This window comes from Candidatus Kuenenia sp. (assembly GCF_039794105.1).
GTDB lineage: Bacteria > Planctomycetota > Brocadiia > Brocadiales > Brocadiaceae > Kuenenia.
On the sequence record NZ_JBDIWA010000018.1, the window covers coordinates 28,224 to 50,842 of the forward strand.

Sequence of the window (22,619 nt, forward strand, 5' to 3'; positions counted from 1 at the left end):
GAGCCAAGCGATGAAGGCGGATTTACGGCAATCGTTCCTTCACTTCCCGGTTGTATAAGCGAGGGCATGACCGGCGATGAGCTTAAGGAGTTTATTGATAGAAAATTGATTGCTCAACTGAAAAACCTTGATGTAAGTTCCGGCAATAAGCGTGTCCTCATTATCCGCGAGATATTTGACGGCACCAATAACTACATGAAGAATGGCACGATAATTCGTCAAGTCATTAATCAACTTAACCAGATCGACTTCAATAAAACCGAAGACCGTCATGTCTTTGGCGATATTTACGAAACAATCCTGCGTGACCTTCAAAGCGCGGGAAATTACGGAGAGTTTTATACCCCCCCGTGCCTTAACCGAGTTTATTACAGAAATGATTAACCCCAGGTTAGGAGAAAAGGTGCTGGACCCCGCCTGCGGCACCGGCGGATTCTTAACCAGTGCGATAGAAAATATCCGTAAACAGGACATCAAAGGGGTTGATGACCTCAGGGCGCTTGAAAAAAACATTCACGGTATGGAATTTAAACCGCTTCCCTTTATGTTGTGCGTCACCAATTTAATCTTGCACGATATTGAAGTGCCGAATGTAGATTATACTGACAGCTTAGACCGCGAATACACCTCTATCGGCCAGAAAGACCGGGTGGACGTCATCCTTGCCAATCCTCCGTTTGGCGCCTCGGTTACCGACGGGGCAGAAACCAACTTTCCCCAAAACTTTCGTACAACAGAAAGCGCCATCTTTTCTTAATGCTCATGGTACGGTATTTGAGAGACGGAGGCCGTGCCGGCATCGTTCTGCCGGATGGATCACTAACCGGAGACGGCGTAAAACAGCGCATCCGCCAGCACTTGTTGGAAAACTGCAATCTGCACACCATCGTTCGTTTGCCAAATTCAGTCTTTCAGCCCTATGCCAGCGTTGCCACGAACCTGCTCTTTTTTGAAAAAGGCAAGCCTACCAAAGAAATCTGGTATTGGGAACATAAACTGCCCGAAGGTATTAAGGCATATAGCAAGACGAAGCCGATTCAGAAAAGCGAGTTTGATGATCTTAAAAAGTGGTGGAAGAAGCGCAAAGAAAACGAACTGGCATGGAAGGTATCTATTGATACGATTGCTGCAAATGGCTATAACCTCGACATTAAAAATCCGCATATTTTAGAGGAAAAACATGTATATTCAAGCGCGGAATTGGTAACGATGCTTCATGAATCATTTCGTAAAAGCGACGAGCTTCTTCAACAATTAAGAAAGGAGTTGGAGAATGGATAACGCACAAAATAAATCCCAGCTTATTATTTATCAGACCGAAGACGGACAGACAAAGATTCAGGTAAAAATGGAAGATGAAACCGTCTGGCTTACTCAGGATCAGATGGCCGAGCTATTTGAAAAATCAAAGTCAACAATTAATGAGCATATTAAAAATATTTATGAAGAAAAAGAACTTGACGAAGGCCCAACCATGAGAAAATTCGGAATTTCCGAATTTTCTACCAAACCGAGAAATTACTATAATTTAGATGTAATTATTTCGGTTGGGTACCGGGTTAAGTCGTTACGAGGTACACAATTTCGTATTTGGGCCACACAGCGGCTGAAAGAATACATTATTAAAGGTTTTGCTCTGGATGATGAAAGATTAAAACAAGGTGGTGAAAAGGCGCGATATTTTCAGGAACTTTTACAGCGCATTCGCGATATTCGTAGCAGCGAGCGAAACTTTTATCAGAAAGTAACCGATATTTATGCCACCAGCATTGATTATAGAAAAGATAACAAACTGACTGCGGAATTTTTTGCTACTGTACAAAACAAGATGCACTATGCTGTTCATGGCCACGCCGCGGCGGAGATTATTGACAGGCGGGCAGACAGCACAAAACCCCTTATGGGTCTAACCAATTTTAAAGGGAATTACATTACCGCACAGGATATAAAGATTGCAAAAAACTATCTCAATGCAGATGAGTTAAAACGCTTAAATCTTATCGTGTCTTTGTATCTTGATTTTGCAGAATTGCAGGCAACCAACGGCAGGCTGATGAAGATGAATGACTGGATAGAGAAACTTGACCAGTTTTTGAAACTGAGTGAACACGAACTCCTTACCCATGCCGGTAAGGTGAGTGCTGAGCAGGCAATTGAAAAGGCTGAAAGCGAATTTAATAAATACAAAAAAGACCGAGACAAAGACTATATTTCTGATTTTGATCGTGCGACAAAAGCGATTGAGCAGAAAGCGGCAAAACGCCTTCCGAAGAAAAAGGGACGGGAAAATGGGTGAGTGGAAAACTGTCAAATTAGCTGAAGTCCTGCTGCATCGAAAAGGCTACATCATAATCAATAACGATGAGGAATACAGCCTTTGCCGTGTCCAACTTCATCGTCGTGGAGTTGTCTTGCGCGAAAAAAAGATGGGATACCAAATTAAAACAAAAAAACAACAAGTTTGCAAAGCAGGCGATTTGATTGTTGCAGAGATGGATGCAAAATTTGGTGGATATGGATTTATTCCCAACCATCTTGAGGGTGCAATAGTTAGTAGTCATTATTACCTTTACGAACTTGATAAAAATAAAATTACGCAGGAATATTTTGAGATTCTCATAAAAACGGATTTCATTCAGAATCAAATAGAAGCCAAGGGCAGCACGAATTATTCTTCGATAAGGGCGTGGGAGTTTCTTGATTATGAAATACCGCTTTTCTCTATCACATTACAAAATATTATTGCTACTAAATATTCAAAGCATTCAAGGTTTAGAGAGGATTTTGGGATAGAGCTAAATGCCCAATTAAACTATTTATCACAGCTTCGCCAAGCGGTATTGCGGGAAGCGATAAAAGGCAAACTCACAGCCGAATGGCGAAAGCAAAACCCTAAATTGATCTGCGGATATAATCACGCCTCGAAACTGCTTGAGAAGATTAAGGTCGAAAAAGAGCGACTGATAAAAGAAGATAGAATTAAGAAAGATAAACCGATTGTTCCGATTTCCGACGCTGAAAAGCCTTTTAATTTGCCTGCGGGGTGGGCGTGGTGTAGGCTTGGAGAGGTATCCATTAATAAAGATGAATATCGAGAACCAATCGCCCAGTCAATAAGGGAAAGAAAAGAAAAAATATATGATTATTACGGCGCCTCTGGAATCATCGATAAAATTGATGGGTACACACATGAGGGCAAAAATTTACTCATCGGGGAAGATGGTGCTAATTTAGTGGCTCGATCAACGCCGGTTGCTTTCATAGCAGATGGAAAATATTGGGTAAATAATCATGCGCATGTGTTGGGGTTGCTTGATGATACCACCCTTTTTTTTATTAAAAGCTATATTAACGCTATTGATTTAATGCCTTATATAACTGGCGGTTTCCAACCCAAACTTAGCCAGGCGAATCTATTAATTATACCGGTACCATTTCCGTCCCTTGCTGAACAACAAGCTATCGTTGAACGGGTGGATATGCTCATGTCCATGGTCGACGAATTAGAAAAACAGGTATCCGAACGCAAGAAACAGTCCGAAATGCTGATGCAGTCGGTTTTACGGGAGGCGTTTGCGAAAGGATGAATTATTTTGGAAACCTGCCTAAGATTCAGAAGATTCTTGATTTTAAGTGTTATATTCAGGGGACATCATACTTAATTGTCGATCTTCAAGCGGGTTCAAGTTTGCAACTTGAACCCCGCGTTTTATATTGGCAATTTAACCATGAAATGCATATAGCGCTATTGGCAAATTAAAAGCAGAAAAACGCAGAAGATTACTGGATGAGACAGAGTCAGAATTAGCTACATTCACACCAGCCTTACTGTATAAAGCATTTCGGAACGAGTTGTGAGGATAATCTTTCAATAACCGTTACGTTAACCAATCTTCAAATCGTAAATCCGAACTTGTTATACTTTTTATTGCATTCATTTTATCGTGGGTCACAAGCACAAGATTGTGCGCCATTGCTACAGCAGCAATCCAAAGATCATTCTCATCCATTTGCAATTCCTTATCGGTAGTAGGATCACGCCATTCTCTTATCCTCTTTTTACAACTTTTTCCTTTTCGATCTCTTGGGGCATATTTATCGAAGAGTTTTGCACGCAGGTCGGCATAGCAGTCACGTGCTATATTGATATTTATGTCTAAAGCAGGAAATGAAGATAATATTTGACGCGCTTGCTCATGCTGTTCCGGTCTATTATAAGGCCCGACACGAAGCCCATATTCTACCTCGCCAATGGTTATGGGACATAAAAAAATTCTTGTATTATGTGGTTGCGGTAATCCATTCCAATGTTTTTCTAAGGCTTTGCATTCAGGACTATTTCCACCTACTTTTAATTCAGCAAGATAGCCAAGAATATTTGTATCAAGAAGGTAGTAATCCTGTTTCACTTATTCTTCTGTTCCAATTTTTTTAAGATAATTTATAAACTCAGTATCACGAATAATTGGAATTCGTTCCATAATCTTATCAGGTATTGCATTATTAAATTGCTCTGATAAGTAAATATGAAGAGGAATCCATGCATTGATTTCCGGGGGGATGTAGCCTTTAAATTCAAAGGGTGCTGGGCGTTGGTGTCCCCAAAAAATATCTAAAAGTTGACGTTCCAATCGTGGCGGAAGTTTATATAGTTTTAGTATCTCAGCGTCTATTAGAAGTAATGTTTTCTTGGCTTCTGTCTCATCTTTCCTTAACACTTTTAAATAATGATTTACGAGATAATCAATAATTTGTTTAGTATCAAAGGATATTTCGGGAATAGGTATATCGGTGTAAACTCTTTTTGGGATATCCTTTTGAAAGCTATGGGCATAAATAAATGCCACTGCAATTGGCGAATTCAGCAATGCCGCTAACATAGCAACATCAAAGGTTTTAGATTTTGGCCAAATGCTATAAAATCTTCGGCTTACAATGCAACCGTTTTTGTCTAATGCGGCTGCATATCGCCACGGTCCCCTGGACATGCGCGAAGCAGGAACTATAACCTTTGGTTTGTCCCACGGTAGTTCCCAAGCTGTAGATGTTTCAAATCTTCGATATTGCTTGTCTGTTGACATATAAACTGTAGCTTCAGCAATGAATTGCATGAATCCTTTTGTTACCTTCACAATGCCAGGTTTTGAATCAGGAAAAGGATTCGGTTGAATTATTTCATTCAGCTTTTCTTCTAAGTTTAGTTTATACTCGACACCTTTGCGGATGTCTGTAATTTCACCAAGATGAATATATCCTTCTAATCGTTCCCAAATTTCACGCAACAATGGCACAACAAGACGCCCTTGCATTTTGTCTTTGAGGTAAGATTGTGGAACATTGTCTTCCCATGTAACACCATGTCGAATCCGAAAGTCATCTCGTTCGCTGTCCCTAACTTCTCTATACAACATATTCCAGTTTTTTCGTGCCTGCTGTTTTCTGGCAACAATAACTGTAGTTTCCATATCAGAATATAAAAAGACACGGTCAGGAAGGCACGTAAGAGAAATTATCTCAAAATTATTGAGCAAGGCAGTTCGTTCGTTTCTATAGTCAGAACCATCTAAAAAACTACGTGGTAAAACCAAACCAATTAATGCATTGTTTGGTAAAATCGGAAGCGTTCTGTGTAAAAGCTCAACTGGTTTTGGGGTTTCAGGTCTTTCAGGTCTTTTGCCCTTGATGTTTTCAAAAGGTGGGTTGCCTACAAGTATCATAGTTTTCGCCATACTATTTTCGAGGATATTATCGGCAAATATATCTTGTCTTTGTAAATCCCAGCTATTTGATTCGGGAAAATCAGCTAACATGAGGCACATACGGGCTACTTCAACGGAAAATGGGTCAATCTCTATTCCATGTAAATGTTTAATGAAAAATGTATGCCGTTGTTTACTGTCCCAATCTCCTGGCAATAGGCTTTTCATTCTTCTCATTGCTGCAATAAGAAAAATACCATGGCCGCACATAGGGTCTGTGACGTGCCACTGTTCTCTTTGTAAATCCTCTATCGGAATTTGCGAAAGAATGTAATCAGCAACATAAGATGGGGTACTATGAATTCCAAGTTCTTGACGGCTTTTTTGAGAGACAAATGTATTTTCATAAATGTATGTAAGAGTATCTACTGATATATTATTCAGCGGGAAAATCTGCCCAATTTTTTGTGATATTGACTCAAGAGTTAGTTCTGGAATTTTTGAAGCCGGTGTAGTTAAAGAAAAACCGTAATGCTCATATATTGCCTGCAATGCTGTTTGTGGAATGGAAAAATCAATATTTTTTGAATTTGGAATATTGCGATCTTTGAGTACTTTTGCAGCCAAAAGACTAAAGACAACTTGAAAAACCGCAGGTGCATCAAATAGTAAATCTCGTTCTTGAAAGTCTTCTTCAGCATAATTAAGTACAGCCCGAAGCAAGTGGTCTATTTTTTGAGAAGCTTTGTAGTCTAAGGCAGGAAGTAATCCAATATCAACAAAATCTAACTGACGGGGCCCCGGTCGGGCAAATCCCGATTTTGCTCGTATGATAGCTTGGGGTCCCCAGTCTCTCAGGTTTTGTGCAATGACATTAGGCAGGCAGGCAGTTTCATACTTATCTTTAAGAAGAGGTTCTCTTTCCGTTATGGCCCATCGTTCAGTTTTGCCGTTGCTAATGATAAAAATCTGAGGCGCTCCAAGCGATTTTAACTCATTGACGACAACATCTGTCGAACGATTGGGTGCTGCTATTTGGATACCAAAGCAGGCAGAACGGTAATCAAAAGGTTCCTGGCCAAATAGCGCATAATTTACCGTACGAATAGGCGTACATGAGGAAAATAAATCAACGTATTTATAATCCTTCTGTATCAGATTCTTGCTATAGCCTATTTTTATAAAGGCATTTTCTACCTGCCCTATAATCTTATTTGTCATAATATTGTGATTACATGAAAGATTTTCGTTAAAAAGTTCATTATTATGTGCTTTATCCTCCATAAATAATTATCTTAGTTTGGTGGGGTAAGTGATTATTTCACTCATGAGATAGGCTGTCAAGAAAAATAAGGGAAGGCTTGAAATATTTAACCAGGAAGGGTATATTTTAATCGACTTAAAGCAGTGCTTCTTTCATTCCCGAATTGTTGAGATACTGACGTAGGAGAGACATTTGGGGTCAAACCCAATCTATTGACAATTCTTGAGTCAGCAGGGTCAGGCCTCCATATTTCAATTGGCAATCTATTAATAATGGATAAAATGTGAAAGCATGAAGTGTTACATCTTGACAGGTTATCCGGGAATGCAAGATCGAGAAAATCTGTTATTGGTATTAAAGAACTTATAACTCAGAAATTTGTTATTAGAAATTGCTCTATGACATCAATCATCTCCTCGAAGTCCCCAAGAAGAATAGAAACAAAATATCTATAAACCCATCAGATCGGAAAACACAGGAACTCCTTGGAACTCCTTGGAACTCAATTTGGCAAAAGCCTGTCAATCCCCGAACCATTAAAAGCCAAATATCACATTGACAAGGCAAAGTTGCATTGTATAGAATCCGGTAATAACAAACTGTGGGTGATGTCGTTCCGTGAGAGTTTTGAAAAGCCAAAGGAATAAATTTATTTGAATGGGTGAATTCGCCCTGTAGAGTAATATAGTAGTGCTACTCCACAGGGGCTTAATCCACCCTACTCAACTATATTATTATGTTATAATTTTAAATGGAGGGAACGATGGAAAAGGTATTAGTTAATTCTGACAAATACAATGGTCAATATGTTGCAATTATAAGTGCTGATGATAATACTATAGTTGGGGTTGGTGACACTCCAGGTAAGGCTTTATCTGAAGCACAGAAAAAAGGCATTCAAAATCCTTTCATTCTTTATGTTCCAGATAAAGATTTAGTTCATATCTATTTATGTTGATTGAAAATTATCCTTTTATAATTTCGAGAGTAGGAGATATTGCAAGGCCCTATCTTCCTATTACTATTATTAATCCCGAAAATCAAAAAGAAATCAATGTGTTTGCCTTAATTGATACCGGAGCAGATGAATGCGCTTTGCCTGCCACATTTGCCCTGCCTTTAGGACATAATTTACAATCTGGCTACCCGAAAAGAATAAGCACCGGTAATGGGATAACTATCGCTTATAGCCACACTGTCTGCATAAAAGCATTTAATTTCTTAACCGAAAATGTCCTGATTGATTTTATGCCAAATTTATATATTCCTCTGCTTGGTGTAAAGAGTTTCTTAAGTAATTTTGTTTTAAAAGTTGATTATCCTGGAAAAATATTTTCAATAATATATTAGGGGTTAGGGGAGCGACATTTGGGGCCAAACCTAATCTATTGGCAATTCTTGAGTTAGCAGGGACCTTCATTTTTCAATTGGCAAGCTATTAATAAGGATATTTAAGGGACGCCATACTTAAGTATTAACTCAATCAAGGATGGGTTAATTGGCGCGAACCCATCAAAATAAATGAAAATGTGATTGAAATATGCATGGTTAATTAAAAAAACACTGAGGAATAAAAGAATGAAAATACAAGTAATTTTAGAACCAAGCGATGAAGGCGGATTTACGGCAATCGTTCCATCACTTCCCGGTTGTATAAGCGAGGGCAATACGAAGGAGGAAGCGTTAAAAAATATCAGAGAAGCCATTGAATTATATCTTGAACCTGTTGACGATGATATGAGGTATAATCCTGATGCGCAGATCTTAGAAATTGCAATATGACAAAAATTCCGAATTTGAATTATTAATGCTTTACATCGTGATGGATGGGTAATTGTCCGGCAAAAAGGCAGTCATATACGTCTGCAAAAGCATACGTCAGAAAGAACACTAAAACTCACAGTTCCAACGCACAATCCTATCAAAAGGTCTACTCTGTCTCACATCATTAAACAAGCACATTTATCCGTTGATGAATTTAAAAGGTTGTTATAGAAAAGGAATGTCACGAACACGACTTCAATCAACTCCTCGAAATCCTCAGGAAAAACAAAAACAAAACATCCATAAACCCATCAGACCGAAAGAGGCAGGAAATGCTGGAAAGGCAATTTGCTGAAAGCCTGTCAATCCTCGAACCGTTAAAAACCAGAATTAAAGCAACAGACGAATTAATAGATGAAATTGTGTATAGACTGTATGGATTAGCAGAGGAAGAGATAAAGATTATTAAAGGTACTGTAACGTAATGAAATCTATTATCATTATCAAAATTACGTATAATGTACTAATTTTATGATAAAATGATAAATAAAATGAGCTTTGACAAAATATCAATATTTAATTTAAAAGGAGATGTGTTGTGAAGGTATTAGAGGCTGAATTGCCGGATAAGCTCTATGAACAAATTAAATTAGGTTGGGTTTTTAAAAGGCAAAAACCCAACGGCATTCATTTTTACCCACCCCTAACCCCTCCCAAGAGGGGAATTTGATAAGTCCCCTCTTGGGAGGGGATTGAGGGGTGGGTTTGTTCATTGCTTAACTGAAAATATTGAAATCCCTAAACATTTAATATAGTAGCAAGGCACGCCTTGCCACTACATATGGTGGCTGTCATATCCGATTGCAATTAAATATGTTACAACAACACTTGCCCGCAAACATGCATTAAAAAAATAAAAATTCCTATTTTAATGGATTTTAAAAGTCTAATAATTCCCGATACGGTATGGCGTGAAGTAGAGTATCACAGGCCGACTGTTTTCAAGCATAAAGACGTTAATTTTGAAAAAGTTAGTGTTGTATTAGACGATGATATACTCTCTGTTTGCAGGTTATTTTGTCTTGATTCTGGAGAAATCCGGTCCACCCCCTGCACCCCCGCCCGCGGGGGACATAGTTTGGGCAGGAGCATTCCTGATTTTTTGTTAACTAATTGTACATTGTACCACAAGTATCCTGCTTGTGGTATCTTACCCTTAAGCTGGAAGCTTGAGTTACTATCCTTCCCCTCCCCCTGCTAATGGCATTTTTACAAAAAATCGGGAATGCTCCCATCAGGATTTTACAATCAGGATTTAAGAATAAAATGTCACTGTAGTGATAAGCATATTGAATATATCCGATTCCGAGAAATTATTTAATTGAGTGTTTTAATGAAAGTCAAAAAGAAAATAGCGCTCTTGATGCTGTTACCAATCGTAATAGGGATTGTAATTTATTGGTACGCTGAGAACTGGATGGGCAGGGTTAAGGACGAAATTGGCGTGTCAGGGAATATTGAGGTTACCGATGTTGCTGTGAGTTTTAGAATCTCCGGCTGGGTTGAAGAACGACTGGTTGATGAAGGAGAAACAGTTCGTGCTGGCCAGATAATTGCCAGATTGGAGAGTACTGAATTAGCGCAGGAAGTTTTACTTTACAAAGCAGAGGTAAATGCTGCCAGGGCCGCCTTTGAAGAGCTGGAAACCGGTTACAGAACGGAGGAAATCGAGGAATGGGAAGCGGTAGTCAGAAGAGCAAGGGTTGATTTAGACCGGCTTAGCGCTGATTATAAACGTCAGGAAAAGCTATATGAAGGGAAAATAATTTCTACACGTGATTTTGAAGCTGTAAAAGCGGATTACGATGCGGCAGAAGCAAGATATCGTGAGGTTAATAAAAGACTCGTACTCTTTGAGAAAGGGCCTCGCAAGGAAAAAATTGACAAGGCAAGGGCAGATCTGCAGCGGGCCAGAGCGGCACTGGGATTGGCGAAAACACGGCTGGAATACACAACCATTAAATCACCGATTTCCGGTATTGTTCTGTCCAAAAACGTAGAACCCGGTGAATACGTATCTCCCGGTACACCAGTTGTAACCATTGGCAACCTGAATAATGTCTGGCTTAGGGCATATATAAACCAGACAGATCTGGGAAGGATTAAAGTTGGCCAAAAAGTACACATCACAACGGATACATACCCTGAAAAGATTTATGAAGGCCATGTTTCCTTCATAGCTTCAGAGGCTGAGTTTACTCCCAAGAACGTCCAGACAAAAGAAGAACGGGTAAAACTCGTGTATCGCATTAAAATAGAAGCTTATAATCCGGAGATGGAGCTCAAGCCTGGCATGCCTGCGGATGGGAAAATACTGTTGAAAACAGAATAAGAAATATGGCTATGGATACCATAAAAACTGAAAATTTAACAAAATTGTTTAATGATCTGAAAGCCGTAGACAATCTTACACTAAGAGTTGCCGAAGGAGAAATATTTGGTCTTGTCGGTCCTGATGGTGCAGGAAAGACCACTGTTATGAGACTTCTCACCTCTATTATGGAGCCAACTTACGGCGCTGCATGGATTGCCGGGAAACATACAGTAAAAGATGCTGAATTGATTAAAGAAGAGATTGGATATATGAGCCAGAGATTTGGTCTATACCCCGACCTCTCAGTAATAGAAAACATAAATTTCTATGCAGATATATACAGTGTTCCCCGAAAGGGAAGGAAGGAAAAAATTGAAGAACTTCTGGAATTCAGCAATCTCACACCGTTTAGGAAACGACTCGCCGGTAACCTTTCCGGCGGCATGAAACAAAAGCTTGGACTTGCCTGTGCACTTATTCATACGCCCAAAGTTCTCTTTCTGGATGAACCTACAAATGGCGTAGATCCGTTGTCACGCCGTGATTTCTGGAGAATTCTGTACCGGCTTTTGAGAAAAAATGTAACCATCTTTGTGTCCACGGCCTATCTGGATGAGGCGGAAAGATGCACAAGGGTAGGACTTATTCACAAAGGAAAACTGCTTAGTATCGGTACCCCCGCTGAAGTGAAAAAATTGATGCACAGGTCAGTAATTGAGATCCGCACCTCTGATTCCAGGAAAGCAAGCCTCCTGTTGCGTGAAAAATTAAAAGCAGATTCAGTCGGCCTTTTCGGAGACAAAGTACACATAGTGACAAAAAATCCTGATACGGACACAAAGGAAACAGAAAAAATATTGAACACTGCCGGATTAAGAATCAAAGGTATCCGTACCATTGAACCATCACTTGAGGATGTCTTTGTCTCCGTCCTTGCCAGCCAAAATGAGTAAAGTAATGGATATGAACACCATTGATGGTAAAAATGATGATAAAAAAGCTGTAGTTGTCGTGGGCCTTGAGAGGCGTTTCGGTGATTTCTTTGCTGTAAATAGTATCAGCTTTGAGGTTTTCAAAGGAGAGATTTTCGGATTCCTTGGGCCTAACGGAGCAGGCAAGTCTACAACGATACGCATGCTATGTGGAATCCTTGCCCCGACCGGGGGAAGCGGTACAGTTGGCGGGTTTGACATACGTACCGAACCGGAAAAAATCAAAGAACACATCGGATATATGAGCCAGAAGTTTTCTCTTTATGAAGATCTGACCGTAGAGGAAAACATTGATTTCTACAGTGGAATCTATTGTATACCCGCAGAGAAGAAAAAAAGAAGAAAAGAATGGATTATTGATATGGCAGGGCTTAAGGATCACCGCCATTCTCAAACAGCTATCTTGTCAGGAGGCTGGAAGCAGAGGTTGGCGCTGGGTTGTGCTATCTTGCACGAGCCTTCGATAATCTTTCTTGATGAACCCACCTCCGGAGTAGACCCGATAAGCCGCCGCCAGTTCTGGGACCTGATATATGAACTATCAGGTAGTGGCGTTACGGTATTCGTGACAACTCACTATATGGATGAGGCCGAATATTGCGACAGGATAGGGCTGATCTACAGGGGGGAACTGATTGCCATAGGGTCACCGGAATATCTCAAGACAGAACTCATGAAAGAGGATATCCTGGAAGTGGCATGTAACAAGCCACAGGATGCAATGGATCAGATTGGCGGACTGCCAGACATAAAAGAAGTGACCCTGTTCGGAAACGGGCTTCATGTTGTAACAGGTAATGCAGCATCAGCCGAAAAATCAATTCGTGACCTGCTTACCGGACAAAATTACGCAGTGACAAGTATTGAGAAAGTCGTTCCGTCCATGGAAGACGTGTTTGTTTCACTCATCGAGGCTTACGATCGTGAGCATCAAAAAGGGATTAAAGATCGGGTTTGAACCGGATTAAACGCCAGGGGATTTTTATTTTATTTGCCGGTTTTGCAGGTGGTCGCAGGAGTAAAATTCCGTTTAATATAGTCAAAAGCATCTGTTTTTAGAAAAATTTAATATAGTATCTAAGGGCCTGCGCCTAAATAACATGTACACTCAATTGCTTTTTTGCCATACCAAAAAGCCATAAAGATGATTTTATTGTTCAAGTTATTTGTGCGCAAGCCCTAAGTATCGATAGAGGGGGGTGGCACTGACAAACTTGTTTGTCAGTGAAAGTGCTCCGACTCACAATAACACGGACAAACAAAGTTTGTCCGTGCCACCCTCTTACAATGAATTTTATTATTCATCTTTCGAAAACCTTATTTGTTTGACTATAAATGCGGAAAAGAACACGATGAAGCTAAACAGGTTTTGGGCTATTTCCCGTAAAGAGTTTTTACATATTATACGCGATCCGCGAAGTCTGGGGATGGCTATAGCTATTCCAATGATTTTGTTATTGCTTTTCGGATATGCACTTACTCTTGATGTTGACCGTGTACCGATAGTTGTTTGGGACCAAAACGAATCTGAGATGAGCAGGGAATTTATAAGCCGGTTTACCGGTTCCTGTTACTTTTTGCTCAAAGCCCAAGTAAGCAATTACCATGATATCGAAAGGGCGATAGATTCAGGTAAGGCTTTTGCAGCTCTTATTATACCTACAGATTTCGATAAGAGAATCAACTCAGGCCGTAGGGTTTCTACGCAGCTAATAGTGGACGGAAGCGACTCAAACACGGCGACTATTACAATTGGGTATGTCGATACTGTTGCCTTTAACTATTCCAGGGATCTCGTTATCAGACAGATTGAGCGCATCGGCGGATCACTCGAGATTCGCGAACCTGTGGACCTTAGGCCCAGGGCATGGTTTAATGCCGACCTTGAATCAAAGAACTCCATTGTCCCTGGCCTTATCGCAGTGATCATGATGGTAATTGCCGCGCTTCTCACCTCTCTTACTGTTGCACGTGAATGGGAGCGGGGAACAATGGAGCAGCTTATATCAACGCCTGTCAGGGGAAGCGAACTCATACTCGGAAAGCTATTTCCTTATTTCGCTATAGGAATGTTTGATGTTCTGATCGCAGTTCTCATGGGAGAATTTTTGTTTCAGGTACCACTTCGTGGCAGTGCGGGACTTCTCTTTGCTATGGCAGCCATATTCCTTGCCGGTGCACTTTCGTTGGGTATAGTGATAAGCATTCTGGCAAGAACACAGCTTCTGGCCAGCCAGCTTGCCATGGTTGTAACGTTTCTTCCGTCATTTCTTCTGTCCGGTTTTGTGTACGCAATTGACAATATGCCGCAGGCTATACAGGTAATGACATATTTCATTCCCGCAACGTATTTTGTGACGCTGCTTAAAGGTATCTATCTCAAAGGAGTCGGGTTAGAGGTTTTAATCATGGAAGCAGTTTTGCTGACATTGTTTGGTATCGTAATGGTCATCCTCGCAAATGTTGGTTTCAACAAAAAACTTGAATAAAAGTGATAGAACGTATAAGACAAATCCTTATTAAAGAATTTATCCAGATGTTTCGGGACAGGAAGATGATGGGAATAATTTTCATCATGCCGGTACTCCAGACACTTGTGTTTGGATATGCTGTTACGACAGACGTTAAGAATATTACCACTGCAGTTTACGACCTTGATAATACTGTAGCCAGCCGTGAACTCACAGCACGTTTTGTCAAATCAGGCTATTTCAAGGTAATCGAATATGTAAGCAACGAAAGGCGTGTAAGGGAGCTTGTTGACCGTGGTAAGGTAAGGGCTGTAATTCATATGAATAGTGGGTTTGAAGAGAATTTAAGGGCAGGCAGGTCTGTTCAATTGCAGTTAATTGTAGATGGGACCGATTCAAATACTGCCGGAGTAATACTTGATTACAGCTCAAAGATTGTTGCACAGTTTTCGAAAAAGATTCTTATAGCCCGCCTTACTCAGGTTAAAGGCTCTTATCAAATGCCCGTTGGGGTCGATATGCAAACGCGTGCATGGTTTAATGAAAACCTCGAGAGCAGAAATTTTTATGTACCCGGAGTAATTGCAATCATTGTCATGTTAATTACCCTGATGCTGACCAGTATGGCAGTTGTCCGGGAAAAAGAGATAGGGACTATTGAACAGATCATGGTTACCCCAATAAGACAAATTGAATTTATCCTGGGTAAGACTGTGCCTTTTGCACTTATAGGATTTGCAGATGTGATACTGGTTACAGTGATAGGTGTTTTCTGGTTTGAAGTGCCTATCAGAGGCAACCTGTTTCTCCTTTTCTTTGCTACGGCTTTGTATATCATGACTACGCTTGGCATCGGACTATTCATTTCAACCGTAAGCCAGACACAGCAACAGGCAATGATGAGTACCTTCTTCTTTTATTTTCCTGCAGTATTACTTTCCGGATTTATGTTTCCAATAGCAAACATGCCCAGGGCAATCCAGTGGCTTACCTATCTGAATCCTCTCCGGTATTTCCTGGAAATTGTTCGCGGAATCTTTCTTAAAGGAATCGGGACAGAAATTCTCTGGCCTCAAATGCTTGCCCTTATGGTTATGGGGATATTGACTCTTTGGTTTGCTTCCCGGAGATTTCAGAAAACCATGACATAGTGATAGCTAAAAGCATCGTAACGCTTTAGTTTTTTGAAAAACGTATTGCAGACAAATTCCGTGGAAGCAACCTGTTTGTAACAGGATAGGATGCTATTGCACAAAAGAACCCCCTGAATCCCCCAGCGGGGGGGGACTAAAGGTAAGCACATATCAGGTTTATACGAGGAATGTAAATGCATTACCCCTATTTATTGACCACTACGGGAGGTTGTAATTTGTAGTGCGACGAACCTCATCGCACCACATTGTTGGAATTTTTCAAAATACTAAATTGTTACCGTTCTAGCCACTTCATGAACCCCATCCATACTTGATTGTGCCAATAATTAAGTATGGCGTCCCCTGAATATGACTAATGCATCTTGTTTTGAACAGTAGCAAAAAATTCCGCAGTTTGACTATTGATACCCTAATTCAATAATTAATGCTATCGCTCGTGAAGGTTAATCCTCTTTCTTTTGCCAGCGATTTTACCCATAGTCTGAATCTTTCGTTCATTTGTAAAGACGCTGTGTCAAAATCCTTGATTTCGAGTTCCTTCATTAATGAGATTACTGCCTGAAATGTACATAAATAATTTTTAGCAGATTGTTTTCTCAGGTGATATTCAGAGGCAGGAATTTCTCTTAATCCTATTTTCGGTAAATTCAGAAGCAGTGGTTTGTGGAGCCATCTTCTTGCATTTCTCCAGCTTGTGTCCGGCACGAAAATATTCAGAGGCTTCCCTTTTTTCTCAATGATATTTTTGCCGTTAATTGAAGGCGCCAGGGGAAAGAGGATTACCGGCGTGTAATCATTTCCTGCTATTTCCCGCTCAACCGCGTTTTCCCAGCCGTATTCTCCGATAAAAATAGCAGTGGTGTTTTCCAACATTATACGGATCAACCTTCCGGTATTGGATGGGATTCGCGACTCTTTTCTGCTTGTTAACAGGGTTATTTTGTGTTCAGTCCAGAGGGGAGGATTTTGGGGACAAATACAGTCCTGTAGTATTAAATGGCAATGAAAACATCTTTCACGACGTATTTTGGTCATCATTGTTAAAAGAGAGAAAACGCCTAAGCTGGTATAGCCATAACCAAACAGGAATGAGATAAGAAATGCGAAGCACGAAATACGAAACAAATTCTAAAATACGAAATCCAAATGGCAAAAACGTTATCCGTATTTGGTAACATTTGTAACAATTTAGCTTTTTGAAAATCCAATATATAAAAAACAATATAACCCCGTTAGGGGTGGTCTGTTTGTAGCTCTGTATTGTTTCGTATTTCGGGGTTCGTATTTAGAATTTATGCGATGCAACATGCCGGCAAAAAATTGTCGATTGTTAAACGCTAAGCGCCTATATGCCTATAACGGAAATGCCTGCCTTGTCAGCCTCTGCAAGGGTTTCTTCAATATCGAGAATAATAGTCCTGCCCGCTTCAAGGGCAAGGACGGAGGCGGAAGATTCTTTCAGGGTTTTAATGGTGTCAAGGCCTACGGTAGGAATATCGAATCGCGGATCAAAATTTTGTTTGCAAACTTTTATGACAACAACGTCGCTTCTCCCCAGTTTTCCGCCTCTGCGGATTGCCTCATCGGTACCTTCAAAGGCTTCCACCGCAAGCACTACTTTTTCCTTAACAACAATACACTGGCCGATGCCGTGTTTCGCAATTTCTTTTGCCAATGGAACTGCGAAATAAATATCGTCCATCTCTCTGTCGGCGGGTTTTTTTCTGGTAAGTATGCCTTTTTTTGCGAGTAATTGAGGTACGTAAAGAGTTGAACTTTGCAATTCTATGCCGTCTTTCAACAACTCGTCAGCAACCGCTCCGAGGAGGGTCTGGTCGTCTCTTCTCTTTACATTTTTATACCAGAGGTTAATCGTCCTTAAATCGGGAAGGAGTCTAAGATTTCTCAAAGAGGAGAACATATTGCCTTTCGTAAGACCGCCTGCCATGACTGCTTTTGAAATATTTTCCTGTTTGAAAATTTTAATAAGTTTGCCAATCTGGGCGACGCCGATCCAATAAAGTTTTTCCACGTGCTGCTCGACTTCCGGGGAAGTTTCCCCTTCAATCGCAACGGCTATAACCGGCACGTTATTATTTTTTGCGCCTTTGGCAAACAGTATGGGGAATCTCCCGTTTCCTGCAATTAATCCGAGTTTTTCCATTTTTCTTCCAGTAGTTTTAATCTTTTATCAAGTGATTTCATATGTTCTTTCATTTCGGGCAATTTTTCAATGATTACGTAACATCGCCGCATTTTTTGAATGGGAAGCGCAGGCGTTCCCAGGTATGTTCCGTTGTCGGGGAGGTCTTGCGCTACTCCGGAACGCCCGCCAACGGTAACGTTGTCCCCAACGGTAACATGTCCGATAATGCCGGCGCCACCTGCAAGGGTCACGTGTTTCCCGAGTTTTGCGGTGCCTGCAATGCCTACCTGTGAGACGATTATAGAATCTTCTCCGATTTCAACGTTATGAGAGATGACAACCTGGCTGTCAATTTTTGTCCCCCGCCTGATGATGGTTTGCCCCAGAGTCGCCCTGTTGATTGTTGTATTTGCACCAATATCAACGTCGTCTTCTATTACAGTATTGCCCGCCTGTGGTATTTTATAATAGCTCTGGCCGTCAGGGGCATAGCCAAAGCCGCTGCTGCCGATTACCGTATTGCTGTGAATAGTGACTCTCCTGCCAATTACGGTATCGGGATAGATTACAACATTTGCATGGAGAACGGCGTCATCGCCGATGGTACAGTTTTCTCCGATAAAAACACCGGGAAAAACAACCACGCGGTCGCCAATGGAGGTATTTTCTCCTATCGTGACGTATGCCTGAATTGAAACGTCTTTGCCGATTTTTGCGGTATTTGCAATGCTTGTGGCGGGATCGACTCCTTTCACGTAGACCGGTTTTTTAAACATGAGCAATTCCACTATCCTTGCAAATGCAAGATAGGGGTTATTGCAGACCAGAAGGTTCTTTTTAGCGTTGATAAGTTTTGGCGAAACGATCACCGCAGAAGCCTTGGTATGATTCATTTTTTTAATGTATTTTTCATTGGCGACAAACGTGATGTGTCCTTCAGTTGCTTCATCAATGCCCATAATACCGTTTATGATGGTATTGGGATCGCCGGCAACTGTTCCCCCTACGTAATCAGCAAGTTCTTGCAGCGTTTTTTCCATTATGCAGTCTTTTTGTAATAAAATGTACAATTAAAAGGGTAACGATCAAAAAACACCAGCCTATTATGCCGTTAATTAACTTACGGTCTCCGAACAACCAACCTGATTTTGAATCAACGAAATCAAAAAAAAGCCTGTTTGCCTTTATAAAAAATATCCATCCGGCATGCAGTCCAATGGAGAGGTACAATGAATTTGTTTTCAAATAGGTGTACGAAAGCACCACGCCAACAATGAAGAGCCCAATAATTAATGGAAGTGTCTCTGCAATAGTGAGAATAATATTGGCGAAAGATTGATATACTACAATAAAACCAATAAAGGGTTGAAAACCCGGAGTAACGAGTGAGTTCGCCTTGAAAAAATGTAGTAATGCGTAAAACATACTACAGAAACAAACGGCAAATAACACCTTTGTATCTCTTAAAATGCTTTGAAGGATAAATCCCCTGAAAATAAACTCTTCTACGCCGCCCACAACAGCGGCAATTATTATCAGGATGAAAACTTTACCGATCAAACTGCCGGGAGACATTGTTTCTATTTCAAAAGTAACAATTCCGTAAAAATATAAAAAAGCGAAATAGAGAATAAACATACCGGTGCTGATGAGAAATCCAATTTGCAATTTTTGCCAGCAGCCTTTACCGGGCTTTAAGCCAATAGTGCTAAAGGAAGGAAACATGAGTGATTTTCTTAATAGAAATATGAAAAGAATGGCGACCGCCATGATAATGCGCCGCATGACTCTTGCAAAATTATAGTGACCATCTTCATAATCCAATAAGTTAACGAAAAAAGAACTTGATGGTAAAAATGAATCCAAAAATACTTTTACTATGGGTGCAATAATACTGCTTGCGGACACTATCAGCAAGAATAAGAGCAGTATTTTTTTATATTGTTTAATGCCGGCAAATGAAAACATGCAGAGATGATAGTTTTGTATATAAGAGTTGTCAACTGAAAATAAGCGTCTGCGCAAGATTTGCTCTCTTTTTTTTAAAGGCTCCAGCTATAAGGCTGCTGGGCGGAAATTTTTAGTACCTTATCAGTAATTTCTTTGCATTTTTTGGCAAAATATTTAATGGTGAAATTTGTCAATTGTAAGCCTGTGACGATTTTTTTAATCTGTGCCAATCGTTCAACTGAACTCACGACGAAGTCGGTGTAATCTGTGGTTCCCCTTTTTGTAAGTTTTTCTTTGTGTCCTTTGCGTTCTGTATTCTTTGTGCCCTTTGTGGTGAAACTCTTTTTGGTTGCGGCTTTGCTGCGATATGTAATCAACTACAGAATCGACAATATAGAATGTTGGGTTCAAGTTGCTTCCAGGTGCCATTACGTTTGCAAACAGGAGTTTGAGGACGAGTTGTGCCTCGGTAGTTTAATAGATTATGCTGAATAGTTATAAAGAATTAATAAATTGTAATCTTCTTCGTTTTTTGTTTTAATGCCGCCTCAAAGGAGAAAAGAAAAGCAATTTCCTGTTATCTTTTGAATTGCGTTGCAGTTTTTTTAAATCATTAACTTAGTGCAAATATACTCAAGATGCTCATAAAATGTGAATTTTAAAGTGTTAATTGGGTGGCACGGACAAACCTTGTTTGTCCGTGTTGAACTTGTACGACATTGTCTATAAATCACAAATTGTGAGCTTATTGAGTATAAATGCCAACTGTTACTATAATTGGTTCTTATCGTTTTTACTTTTATTCCAGCGGTGCGAATAAACCACCCCATATTCATGTAAAAAGGGAAAGATTTACGGCCAAATTTTGGTTAAATCCAATCCGCCTACAAAAATCTAAGGGATTTAGTGATAGTGATCTCATAAAGATTCAAAAATTGGTAGAAGAAAATTAAAATTATTTCAGGATAAATGGAATGAGTACTTTAGTGCTTGAACATGAATGTCTGGCTCAAAAAGTTGTTTTTACAGAGAGTTCTTTTGTAGTTTATTTAAACGATGGGAGAAATATATCCGTTCCCATTATTTGGTTTCCTCGATTGCTGAACGGTAATAAACCAGAACGAGAAAACTATGAACTGATTGGAGATGGAGAAGGAATTCATTGGCCTGATCTTGATGAAGATATTAGCGTCGAAGGCATATTAGCTGGTAGACGTTCCGGAGAAAGCCAGGAGTCTCTTGATAAATGGCTCAAAAAAAGAATCCGATAAAGAGTGGCGGTCTTTATAAATGCATCAGACAACGGATCGTTTCCGGAAGTGCTTTGAGAACCTTCCTGAACACTCTGCAAAGAGACGAAAAAAAGTTTTGCTGATTACATTCTCGGACAGCCTGTTTATTATTGACGAAATACAAAGATTTATTGATTTCTAAATTGAACAAATAAATTGTCATTTTAAAAGATTCGACGCCTTTACATTTTAGAGGAAAGCGAAGATTCCTAAAATTAAGTATGTTGTCCCCGGAATTACTCTTATTTATCTTACGGCAGAGATTCCGGAGTGTAGTGCTGGATTGATATTTACGATAGTCATGGGAGTATGGAAAGAAGTAAAAATAACCTGATTTTGTACGATGATTTTATATAACCGTTTAAGGAGATTCGAAGATGCCAATTACCCAGTCACAAATTGAAAAAATCGTTTCTCTGGCAAAAAGTTACGGGGCTACCCGATTAATTCTCTTTGGAAGCATTATAGAGACTCCAACGCAAGCAAGGGATATTGATATTGCCTGTGACGGTGTTGCCGGTTGGAAACTTTATGAACTGGCAGCAAGGCTGGAAGAAGAACTGCGTGCGCCTCTCGATCTCGTGCCTTTGAGTCCACCATCCCGATTCACCAAACACATCGAAAGTAAAGGGAGAATAATACTGTGACAGCAGATGAACTTAAAGAGGAGGTTAATATTGAGATAGAGCTAATCGAAGGTATTTTGCGAGAGATTACTTCTTTGCGCAATGACATCGCAGATCGTGAACCAACCACACGTGAAAAGACTGCCGCTGCTGCTTTTCTTGCTCAATTTTATGGTGGGATTGAAAATATCCTAAAACGCATTAGTAAATTTTATTCCATTCCTCTTCCCGCAGGCGATACCTGGCACATGGATTTGTTCAAGCGGTTTTGTGCCCCATCGCATACTCCTTTGCCAGAATTGTTTGATGAATTGCTATCGTCTGCTTTAGCGCCTTTTCGCAGGTTCAGACATGTCGTTTACCATAGTTATGGATTTCAATTGGAATGGGACCGTATGAAAGAAGGCATAGCAAATATTGAAAATGTGTGGGTGAGATTTAAATCAAATCTTTTTAATTACTTGAAAAACCTGGAATCAGAATAAGCCAAAAAATGGTGAAATAGAAATATGAACAAAAAATACCGCCATTATTATATTAAAGTTATGTGGTGAAGGCGTTGAGTTAATATTCACGTAGCATTTTAATTCTTTGAATAATTCCAATAATCCCGAAGGGATGAAATGATTATAGAAATTATGCGAAAAACCCATAATTAACCCCGAAGGGTGATATCATTAAGTTGATCTACCGGCCGTAAAAGTCCCCCTTAAAAAAGGGGGATAAAGGGTAGCCAGACCGTCCCGGTCTGAGCGGGGTTTATGAAGCCGCAAAAATCCCCCTTAAAAACTAGGGGGAAACAGGGGGTTGTTTTTAATCAAATAACCTTAACTAAATGACATTGGGTTGTTAACCTGATCCCATAAATTTGTGCATGGAATTTCAAA

The 22,619-nt window shown here is 40.1% G+C and carries 23 protein-coding genes and 1 pseudogene; 17 read left to right on the plus strand and 7 right to left on the minus strand.

Annotation, left to right across the window (positions count from 1 at the left end; translation table 11 throughout):
- Positions 1-60 precede the first annotated feature (60 nt).
- From ABJL82_RS10135 to ABJL82_RS10145, 3 genes and pseudogenes are all read left to right on the plus strand, one after another.
- A pseudogene (locus tag ABJL82_RS10135) lies at positions 61-1,281 on the plus strand (N-6 DNA methylase); the annotation flags it as partial.
- Positions 1,274-2,296: a virulence RhuM family protein gene (locus tag ABJL82_RS10140; RefSeq protein ID WP_347274614.1), complete on the plus strand. Its 1,023-nt coding sequence runs from the start codon at positions 1,274-1,276 to the stop codon at positions 2,294-2,296. The pseudogene ABJL82_RS10135 and the gene ABJL82_RS10140, both read left to right, overlap by 8 nt.
- Positions 2,289-3,587 (plus strand): restriction endonuclease subunit S, encoded by a 1,299-nt coding sequence (locus tag ABJL82_RS10145; protein WP_347274615.1) that lies wholly within the window; start codon positions 2,289-2,291, stop codon positions 3,585-3,587. The genes ABJL82_RS10140 and ABJL82_RS10145 overlap by 8 nt, the downstream gene beginning before the upstream one ends.
- Positions 3,588-3,878: 291 nt before the next feature.
- Here ABJL82_RS10145 and ABJL82_RS10150 read toward each other — a convergent pair whose 3' ends face one another.
- Together ABJL82_RS10150 and ABJL82_RS10155 are read right to left on the minus strand one after the other, a co-directional pair.
- The gene (locus ABJL82_RS10150; RefSeq protein WP_347274616.1) at positions 3,879-4,409 is read right to left on the minus strand and encodes a type II toxin-antitoxin system VapC family toxin; all 531 of its coding nucleotides are present in this window, start codon (positions 4,407-4,409) and stop codon (positions 3,879-3,881) included.
- Positions 4,410-6,983 (minus strand): N-6 DNA methylase, encoded by a 2,574-nt coding sequence (locus ABJL82_RS10155; protein ID WP_347274617.1) that lies wholly within the window; start codon positions 6,981-6,983, stop codon positions 4,410-4,412.
- 743 nt (positions 6,984-7,726) lie between these two features.
- Between ABJL82_RS10155 and ABJL82_RS10160 the strand changes: the two genes are divergently transcribed.
- From ABJL82_RS10160 to ABJL82_RS10205, 10 genes are all read left to right on the plus strand, one after another.
- Entirely contained in the window at positions 7,727-7,921 is a 195-nt protein-coding gene (locus ABJL82_RS10160; protein ID WP_347274618.1) for a DUF5678 domain-containing protein, read from the plus strand.
- Entirely contained in the window at positions 7,915-8,313 is a 399-nt protein-coding gene (locus tag ABJL82_RS10165) for a retropepsin-like aspartic protease (RefSeq protein WP_347274619.1), read from the plus strand. Before ABJL82_RS10160 ends, ABJL82_RS10165 begins: the two co-directional genes overlap by 7 nt.
- A 228-nt stretch (positions 8,314-8,541) precedes the next feature.
- On the plus strand, positions 8,542-8,745 hold the full coding sequence (locus tag ABJL82_RS10170; protein WP_347274620.1) for a type II toxin-antitoxin system HicB family antitoxin: 204 nt from the start codon (positions 8,542-8,544) through the stop codon (positions 8,743-8,745).
- Positions 8,746-8,820: 75 nt separating this feature from the next.
- Entirely contained in the window at positions 8,821-8,958 is a 138-nt protein-coding gene (locus tag ABJL82_RS10175; protein WP_347274644.1) for a hypothetical protein, read from the plus strand.
- A gap of 101 nt (positions 8,959-9,059) precedes the next feature.
- Positions 9,060-9,212 carry a hypothetical protein gene (locus tag ABJL82_RS10180; RefSeq protein WP_347274621.1) on the plus strand — a complete coding sequence of 51 codons (153 nt, stop codon included), beginning with the start codon at positions 9,060-9,062 and terminating at the stop codon, positions 9,210-9,212.
- A gap of 908 nt (positions 9,213-10,120) precedes the next feature.
- The gene (locus ABJL82_RS10185; RefSeq protein WP_347274622.1) at positions 10,121-11,119 is read left to right on the plus strand and encodes an efflux RND transporter periplasmic adaptor subunit; all 999 of its coding nucleotides are present in this window, start codon (positions 10,121-10,123) and stop codon (positions 11,117-11,119) included.
- A gap of 11 nt (positions 11,120-11,130) precedes the next feature.
- Positions 11,131-12,054, plus strand: coding sequence for an ABC transporter ATP-binding protein (locus tag ABJL82_RS10190; RefSeq protein WP_347274623.1), 924 nt, complete (start codon positions 11,131-11,133; stop codon positions 12,052-12,054).
- Complete coding sequence (locus ABJL82_RS10195) at positions 12,047-13,051, plus strand: ABC transporter ATP-binding protein (protein ID WP_347274624.1); 1,005 nt, start codon at positions 12,047-12,049, stop codon at positions 13,049-13,051. The genes ABJL82_RS10190 and ABJL82_RS10195 overlap by 8 nt, the downstream gene beginning before the upstream one ends.
- 394 nt (positions 13,052-13,445) lie before the next feature.
- Complete coding sequence (locus tag ABJL82_RS10200) at positions 13,446-14,582, plus strand: ABC transporter permease (RefSeq protein WP_347274625.1); 1,137 nt, start codon at positions 13,446-13,448, stop codon at positions 14,580-14,582.
- A 2-nt stretch (positions 14,583-14,584) separates the two neighbouring features.
- Positions 14,585-15,715: an ABC transporter permease gene (locus ABJL82_RS10205; RefSeq protein WP_347274626.1), complete on the plus strand. Its 1,131-nt coding sequence runs from the start codon at positions 14,585-14,587 to the stop codon at positions 15,713-15,715.
- A gap of 417 nt (positions 15,716-16,132) precedes the next feature.
- Here the strand turns inward: ABJL82_RS10205 and ABJL82_RS10210 are convergent, their stop codons facing one another.
- The 5 genes from ABJL82_RS10210 to ABJL82_RS10230 all read right to left on the minus strand — a co-directional run bounded on the left by ABJL82_RS10210 (position 16,133) and on the right by ABJL82_RS10230 (position 20,191).
- Positions 16,133-16,756: a tRNA-uridine aminocarboxypropyltransferase gene (locus ABJL82_RS10210; RefSeq protein ID WP_347274645.1), complete on the minus strand. Its 624-nt coding sequence runs from the start codon at positions 16,754-16,756 to the stop codon at positions 16,133-16,135.
- 307 nt (positions 16,757-17,063) lie between these two features.
- Entirely contained in the window at positions 17,064-17,882 is an 819-nt protein-coding gene (gene lpxI / locus ABJL82_RS10215; protein ID WP_347274627.1) for a UDP-2,3-diacylglucosamine diphosphatase LpxI, read from the minus strand.
- Entirely contained in the window at positions 17,864-18,904 is a 1,041-nt protein-coding gene (lpxD, locus tag ABJL82_RS10220; RefSeq protein ID WP_347274628.1) for a UDP-3-O-(3-hydroxymyristoyl)glucosamine N-acyltransferase, read from the minus strand. Before lpxD ends, lpxI begins: the two co-directional genes overlap by 19 nt.
- Complete coding sequence (locus ABJL82_RS10225; RefSeq protein WP_347274629.1) at positions 18,876-19,889, minus strand: CPBP family intramembrane glutamic endopeptidase; 1,014 nt, start codon at positions 19,887-19,889, stop codon at positions 18,876-18,878. Before ABJL82_RS10225 ends, lpxD begins: the two co-directional genes overlap by 29 nt.
- A gap of 17 nt (positions 19,890-19,906) precedes the next feature.
- The gene (locus ABJL82_RS10230; protein WP_347274630.1) at positions 19,907-20,191 is read right to left on the minus strand and encodes a hypothetical protein; all 285 of its coding nucleotides are present in this window, start codon (positions 20,189-20,191) and stop codon (positions 19,907-19,909) included.
- 381 nt (positions 20,192-20,572) lie between these two features.
- On the opposite strand from ABJL82_RS10230, the gene ABJL82_RS10235 reads away from it, so the two are divergent.
- The 4 genes from ABJL82_RS10235 to ABJL82_RS10250 all read left to right on the plus strand — a co-directional run bounded on the left by ABJL82_RS10235 (position 20,573) and on the right by ABJL82_RS10250 (position 22,217).
- Positions 20,573-20,767, plus strand: a complete 195-nt coding sequence (locus tag ABJL82_RS10235) for a DUF4160 domain-containing protein (RefSeq protein ID WP_347274631.1) — start codon at positions 20,573-20,575, stop codon at positions 20,765-20,767.
- Between the two features lie 21 nt (positions 20,768-20,788).
- A complete protein-coding gene (locus tag ABJL82_RS10240; protein WP_347274632.1) occupies positions 20,789-21,085 on the plus strand; it encodes a DUF2442 domain-containing protein in 297 nt (98 codons plus the stop codon).
- Between the two features lie 398 nt (positions 21,086-21,483).
- Positions 21,484-21,753, plus strand: coding sequence for a DNA polymerase III subunit beta (locus ABJL82_RS10245; protein ID WP_347274633.1), 270 nt, complete (start codon positions 21,484-21,486; stop codon positions 21,751-21,753).
- Entirely contained in the window at positions 21,750-22,217 is a 468-nt protein-coding gene (locus ABJL82_RS10250; protein ID WP_347274634.1) for a hypothetical protein, read from the plus strand. The genes ABJL82_RS10245 and ABJL82_RS10250 overlap by 4 nt, the downstream gene beginning before the upstream one ends.
- The last annotated feature ends 402 nt before the right edge of the window (positions 22,218-22,619 follow it).

Bases quoted from the DNA above. Each gene is read 5' to 3' on its own strand.
- ABJL82_RS10140 (WP_347274614.1), top strand. From the start codon at position 1,274: ATGGATAACGCACAAAATAAATCCCAGCTTATTATTTATCAGACCGAA.
- ABJL82_RS10145 (WP_347274615.1), top strand. From the start codon at position 2,289: ATGGGTGAGTGGAAAACTGTCAAATTAGCTGAAGTCCTGCTGCATCGA.
- ABJL82_RS10155 (WP_347274617.1), bottom strand. From the start codon at position 6,983: ATGGAGGATAAAGCACATAATAATGAACTTTTTAACGAAAATCTTTCA.
- ABJL82_RS10160 (WP_347274618.1), top strand. From the start codon at position 7,727: ATGGAAAAGGTATTAGTTAATTCTGACAAATACAATGGTCAATATGTT.
- ABJL82_RS10165 (WP_347274619.1), top strand. From the start codon at position 7,915: ATGTTGATTGAAAATTATCCTTTTATAATTTCGAGAGTAGGAGATATT.
- ABJL82_RS10170 (WP_347274620.1), top strand. From the start codon at position 8,542: ATGAAAATACAAGTAATTTTAGAACCAAGCGATGAAGGCGGATTTACG.
- ABJL82_RS10180 (WP_347274621.1), top strand. From the start codon at position 9,060: ATGCTGGAAAGGCAATTTGCTGAAAGCCTGTCAATCCTCGAACCGTTA.
- ABJL82_RS10185 (WP_347274622.1), top strand. From the start codon at position 10,121: ATGAAAGTCAAAAAGAAAATAGCGCTCTTGATGCTGTTACCAATCGTA.
- ABJL82_RS10190 (WP_347274623.1), top strand. From the start codon at position 11,131: ATGGATACCATAAAAACTGAAAATTTAACAAAATTGTTTAATGATCTG.
- ABJL82_RS10195 (WP_347274624.1), top strand. From the start codon at position 12,047: ATGAGTAAAGTAATGGATATGAACACCATTGATGGTAAAAATGATGAT.
- ABJL82_RS10200 (WP_347274625.1), top strand. From the start codon at position 13,446: ATGAAGCTAAACAGGTTTTGGGCTATTTCCCGTAAAGAGTTTTTACAT.
- ABJL82_RS10210 (WP_347274645.1), bottom strand. From the start codon at position 16,756: ATGATGACCAAAATACGTCGTGAAAGATGTTTTCATTGCCATTTAATA.
- lpxI (WP_347274627.1), bottom strand. From the start codon at position 17,882: ATGGAAAAACTCGGATTAATTGCAGGAAACGGGAGATTCCCCATACTG.
- lpxD (WP_347274628.1), bottom strand. From the start codon at position 18,904: ATGGAAAAAACGCTGCAAGAACTTGCTGATTACGTAGGGGGAACAGTT.
- ABJL82_RS10235 (WP_347274631.1), top strand. From the start codon at position 20,573: ATGCCAACTGTTACTATAATTGGTTCTTATCGTTTTTACTTTTATTCC.
- ABJL82_RS10240 (WP_347274632.1), top strand. From the start codon at position 20,789: ATGAGTACTTTAGTGCTTGAACATGAATGTCTGGCTCAAAAAGTTGTT.
- ABJL82_RS10245 (WP_347274633.1), top strand. From the start codon at position 21,484: ATGCCAATTACCCAGTCACAAATTGAAAAAATCGTTTCTCTGGCAAAA.